Origin of the sequence: Mesorhizobium sp. M2A.F.Ca.ET.037.01.1.1, from assembly GCF_003998075.1 — a bacterium.
Taxonomy (GTDB): Bacteria; Pseudomonadota; Alphaproteobacteria; order Rhizobiales; family Rhizobiaceae; genus Mesorhizobium.
In genome coordinates this window covers 1-4,950 of sequence record NZ_RZSA01000472.1, presented here as the reverse complement: position 1 = coordinate 4,950, position 4,950 = coordinate 1, and the positions used below count along the sequence as shown (strand labels likewise).

The 4,950-nt window shown below is 64.2% G+C and carries 5 protein-coding genes and 1 pseudogene; 3 read left to right on the top strand and 3 right to left on the bottom strand.

Translation table 11 applies throughout. The features are described 5' to 3' along the window. The 3 genes and pseudogenes from EOA27_RS21750 to EOA27_RS21740 form a co-directional block, all read left to right on the top strand. A pseudogene (locus EOA27_RS21750) lies at positions 1 to 301 on the top strand (ABC transporter permease subunit); the annotation flags it as partial. Between the two features lie 80 nt (positions 302 to 381). Further along, a complete protein-coding gene (locus EOA27_RS21745) occupies positions 382 to 1,440 on the top strand; it encodes a Gfo/Idh/MocA family oxidoreductase (RefSeq protein WP_126079958.1) in 1,059 nt (352 codons plus the stop codon). Between the two features lie 15 nt (positions 1,441 to 1,455). Continuing rightward, positions 1,456 to 2,454 (top strand): ABC transporter ATP-binding protein, encoded by a 999-nt coding sequence (locus EOA27_RS21740; RefSeq protein WP_126079959.1) that lies wholly within the window; start codon positions 1,456 to 1,458, stop codon positions 2,452 to 2,454. Positions 2,455 to 2,462: 8 nt separating this feature from the next. On the opposite strand, the gene EOA27_RS21735 is transcribed toward EOA27_RS21740, so the two are convergent. The 3 genes from EOA27_RS21735 to EOA27_RS21725 all read right to left on the bottom strand — a co-directional run. Next, positions 2,463 to 3,308: a fumarylacetoacetate hydrolase family protein gene (locus EOA27_RS21735; RefSeq protein WP_126079960.1), complete on the bottom strand. Its 846-nt coding sequence runs from the start codon at positions 3,306 to 3,308 to the stop codon at positions 2,463 to 2,465. A gap of 173 nt (positions 3,309 to 3,481) precedes the next feature. Further along, a complete protein-coding gene (locus tag EOA27_RS21730; protein ID WP_126079961.1) occupies positions 3,482 to 4,213 on the bottom strand; it encodes an SDR family oxidoreductase in 732 nt (243 codons plus the stop codon). 216 nt (positions 4,214 to 4,429) lie between these two features. Then, positions 4,430 to 4,950: aldehyde dehydrogenase family protein (locus EOA27_RS21725; RefSeq protein WP_127257130.1), on the bottom strand; the 521-nt coding region annotated here is incomplete at its 5' end.

Sequence of the window (4,950 nt, the reverse complement as noted above, 5' to 3'; positions counted from 1 at the left end):
GCTGTCGGAATATACGATCTTCTTCCGCCTTGTCCTGCCGCTGGTGCGGCCGGCGATGGCAACGGTCGCCGTCTTCACCATGATCCCGATCTGGAACGATCTGTGGTTCCCGCTGATCCTGGCGCCGTCGGAAGAGACCAAGACGGTGACGCTCGGCGCGCAGCTCTTCCTCGGCCAGTTCGTCACCAATTGGAACGCGATCCTGGCGGCGCTGTCGCTGGCGATCCTGCCGGTGCTCATCCTCTATGTCATCTTCTCGCGGCAACTGATCCGCGGCATCACATCGGGAGCCGTCAAGTGAGCCGTAACAGCCAACTCTCCACAGGGCTGCGCTTCACCCCGCCCGGGGTGACACCCTCTCAAAAGAAAGTGGAGCAGTCTGTGAGCGATAAACCCCTTCGTGTCGTCGTCGCCGGCCTTGGCAATATGGGCCGCAGCCATGCGCTGGCCTATCACACCAATCCGGGCTTCGACATCGCCGCGCTGGTCAACCGCTCCGACGTGCCGTTGCCGGAGGGGCTTGGCGGCTACGACATCCGCCGCTCCTTCGAGGAGGTGCTGCGCGACGAGAAGCCGGACGTCGCCGCGATCGCCACCTATTCCGACAGCCATGCCGACTATGCGGTGCGGGCCTTCGAGGCCGGTTGCCACGTCTTCGTCGAGAAGCCGCTGGCGACGACCGTTGCCGACGCGCAACGCGTCGTCGATGCGGCCAAGGCCAACGGCAGGAAACTGGTGATCGGCTATATATTGCGCCACCATCCGTCCTGGATCCGGCTGATCGCCGAGGCGCGCAAGCTCGGCGGTCCATATGTCTTCCGCATGAACCTCAACCAGCAATCCTCCGGCCACACCTGGGAGACGCACAAGCATCTGATGCAGACGACCTCGCCGATCGTCGACTGCGGCGTGCATTATCTCGACGTCATGCTGCAGATCACCGACGCGAGGCCGATCGAGGTGCGCGGCATGGGCGTGCGGCTCAGCGACGAGGTGGCGCCGTCGATGTACAATTACGGCCACCTGCAGGTGCTGTTCGAGGACGGTTCTGTCGGCTGGTATGAAGCCGGCTGGGGGCCGATGATCTCCGAGACAGCCTTCTTCGTGAAGGACGTGATGTCGCCCAGGGGCTGCGTGTCGATCGTCATGAAGGAGGGCGTGAAGTCCGACGACATCGACACCCACACCAAGACCTCGACCATCCGGCTGCATAGTGCGGCGACCGGACCCGACGGCAGCTTGGCCAAGGAAGACCAGCTGCTGTCGATGGAGGGTGAGCCGGGCCACCAGGAGCTCTGCGATCTGGAGCAGGCCTTCCTGCTCAAGGCCATCCGCGAAAATATCGATCTCACCCGCCACATGGACGATGCCGTGAAGTCGCTCGCCGTCTGCCTCGCCGCCGACGAGAGCGTGCGCAGCGGTAACGCCGTCAAACTCTAGAACAGGAACGAAGCCGTGGGCTCGCTGAAGATCGAGAATGTGAAGAAGGCTTTCGGGCCGGTCGAGGTGCTGAAGGGCATCGACCTCGAAGTGACGGACGGCGAGTTCGTCGTCTTCGTCGGCCCGTCCGGCTGCGGGAAGTCGACGCTGCTGCGCGTGATCGCGGGCCTGGAGGACTCGACCTCCGGCCGCGTGCTGATCGACGGCGCCGATGTCTCGGTCACGCCGCCGGCGAAACGCGGCATCGCCATGGTGTTCCAGACCTACGCGCTCTATCCGCATCTGACGGTGAAGAACAACATGGCGCTGGGCCTCAAGCAGGCCGGCACGCCAACCGCCGAGATCGAGCGCCGCATCAAGATCGCATCCGCGATGCTGTCGCTCGAGCCCTATCTCGAGCGCCGCCCTGCGGAATTGTCGGGCGGCCAGCGCCAGCGCGTCGCCATCGGCCGCGCCGTGGTGCGCGAGCCGAAGCTTTTTCTGTTCGACGAGCCGCTGTCGAACCTCGATGCGGCGCTGCGCGTCAACACAAGGCTGGAGATCGCGCAACTGCACCGGCGGCTCAGGGCGACGATGATCTATGTCACCCACGACCAGGTCGAGGCGATGACGCTGGCTGACAAGATCGTCGTCCTCAATGCCGGCCGCATCGAGCAGATCGGCAGCCCGATGGAGCTCTACAATTCGCCGGCCAACGAATTCGTCGCCGGCTTCATCGGCTCGCCGAAGATGAATTTCATCGACGGCGCGCGACTGGGCGAAACGGCGAAGACCATCGGGGTGCGGCCGGAGCATCTGACAGTCGATGCGAATTCCGGCGCCTGGAAGGGCACGGTGGTGCATGCCGAGCATCTCGGCGCCGACACCAACCTCTACCTCGACTGCGAGAAGGCCGGGCTGATCACGGTGCGCATCTTCGGCGTGTACAATGCCGAGCCCGGCGCGACGCTTTATGCGACGCCGGACGCGGCGAAGACGTATCGGCTTGGCGCGGATGGGAAGGTGTTGAGGTAAGCGCCGGCTTACTCGTCCGCCTTGAACGTCTGCTTCTGCTGGCCCATGCCTTCGATGCCGAGCTCCACCACGTCGCCGGCCTTCAGGAACACCGGCGGCTTCATGCCCAGCCCGACGCCGGGCGGCGTGCCGGTGGAGATGATGTCGCCGGGATGCAGCGACATGAACTGGCTGAGATAGGAGACCAGATACTTCACGCCGTAGACCATGGTCTTGGTCGAGCCGTTCTGCATGGTCTTGCCGTTGACGGTCAGCCACATCTTCAGGTTCTGCGGGTCGGCGACCTCGTCCTTGGTGACCAGCCACGGGCCGATCGGTCCGAACGTGTCGCAGGATTTGCCCTTGGTCCACTGGCCCTGGCGCTCGGCCTGGAAGGCGCGCTCCGACACATCATGCGCGACGGCGTAGCCGGCGACATAATCCAGCGCGTCGTCCTCCGAAACATATTTTGCCGTCTTGCCAATGATCACGGCGAGCTCGACTTCCCAATCGGTCTTTTCCGAACCGCGCGGGATGAGCACGTCGTCATCCGGGCCGACGATGGCGGAACTTGCCTTCATGAAGATGATCGGCTCCGGCGGCACCGTGGCGCCGGTCTCGGCGGCGTGATCGGAATAGTTGAGGCCGATGCAGATAAATTTGCCCGTGCCGGCGACGCAGGCGCCCAGGCGCGGCTTGCCGGAGACCACCGGCAGCGTCTTGGGATCGAGCTTGGAGAGCATCTCCAGCGAGGCCGGATGAAGCGTCGTCCCGGCAATATCGGCGACATGAGCGGAAAGGTCGCGGATATTCCCATCCGCATCAAGCAGGCCGGGCTTTTCACTGCCAGCTTCGCCATAGCGCAACAACTTCATCTCAACGTTCTCCACCTTGCGGCCAGCGGCCGTTTTCACAAATTCCCATCAAAGCCAGCGGACCGTAGTCGCCGACCACACCGGCGGCAAGCGAGCCCGCTGCGATGCCGGCCAAATCGTCGAGATTTTCAGACGTTTCGATCCGACCAACCCGCCGACTTCGGAGCCTTTCGTCAGATCGACCAGCCGCCGTCGATGTTGTAGGCCTGCCCCGACGTGTAGGTGGCGCCGGCAAGGTAGACGGCGAGATCGGCGATCTCCTCCGGCGTGCCAAGCCGGCCCATCGGCTGGCGGGCGATGAAGGCCGCTCGCGCCGCCTCATAGTCGCCCTGTGCATGCATGCGGTCCTGCAACGACGGGCTTTCGACCGTGCCCGGGCAGATGGCGTTGCAGCGAATGCCCATGGCGACATAGTCGGCGGCGACCGCCTTGGTCAGGCCGACCACGGCCGCCTTGGTCAGCCCGTAGACGAAGCGGTTCGGCACGCCCTTCTGCGAGCTTGCCAGCGAGGCCATGTTGATGATCGAGCCGTCGCCGCGCTCCAGCATGCCTGGCAGCACGGCGCGGATGGTGCGGATCATCGAACGGACATTGAGGTTGAGCGCGAAGTCGAGATCCTCGTCCTTCATCTCCAGAATTGAACCGCCATGGACGAAGCCAGCGCAGTTGAACAGCACATCGACGCGGCCGATCTCGGCGAAGGCGGAAGCGACGGCCGCGTCGTTCAGCACATCGAGTTTTCGCGTCGTAATGCCGGGGGTTTTGCCCAACTCCGCCAGCAACGGCTCGTTGATATCGGTGGCGTGAACGCTTGCGCCTGCCTTGGCGAAAGCCAGCGCGCTCGCCCGACCGATGCCTTGCGCCGCCGCGGTTATGACAACCACCTTACCTGTCAGATCCGCCATTTTTTTCCTCGCCTGCCTGGAGCGTTTCGCCTCTATCGATGGCCGGCCCCGGGGTGGTGTGCCAGACAGCCGGCATCGTGCGGTCAGATTTCCATTTCACAGATAAAGATGTTTTTTCTCGTTAAAGAACACGCGCCCGAGCGTCAAGCCCGAAGGCGATCACCTTCGCGACAGCGGCTGAAATGGTTCCGTCGCGCGGTGCCTCGGCGGAACGCCTCAGTCGCCGTAAGGCACCCAGACGTTCTTGACCTCAATGGCCCGGCGCAGGAAGGGCTCGCCGGCCGCCTCGCTCGACGTCCAATCGAGCGTGCGGCCATTGCCGGTCCAGACGCGCTTGAGGTTGCCGATGGAATCCGCCTCCGCCTTGGCGCAGGTGTCGGCATCGGCGAACAGCCAGAGCCCGTCGACATCGTCATGCTTGGCCAGCACACCGGCAAGCTCGGCGCTGCGGCCGGTGACGATGTTGATCGCGCCGGCAGGCAAGTCGGAATATTCGATCACCTGGTAGAGGTCGGTGGCCAAAAGCGGATGCCGCTCCGACGGAACCGCGACCACCGTGTTGCCCATGGCGAGCGCCGGGGCGATCAGCGAGATGAAGTTGAGCAGCGGCTGGTTGTCCGGCGCAACGATGCCCACGACGCCGACCGGCTCATGCAACGCAAGCGTCACGACACGGGCCGGCGGCTGATGGACGCGGCCCTCGAACTTGTCGGCGAGGCCGGCATAGAGGAACAGCC

What these genes read in the sequence shown, in the direction of transcription:
- EOA27_RS21730 (WP_126079961.1), bottom strand. Translation starts at nt 4,213, where the DNA reads ATGGCGGATCTGACAGGTAAGGTGGTTGTCATAACCGCGGCGGCGCAA.
- EOA27_RS21735 (WP_126079960.1), bottom strand. Translation starts at nt 3,308, where the DNA reads ATGAAGTTGTTGCGCTATGGCGAAGCTGGCAGTGAAAAGCCCGGCCTG.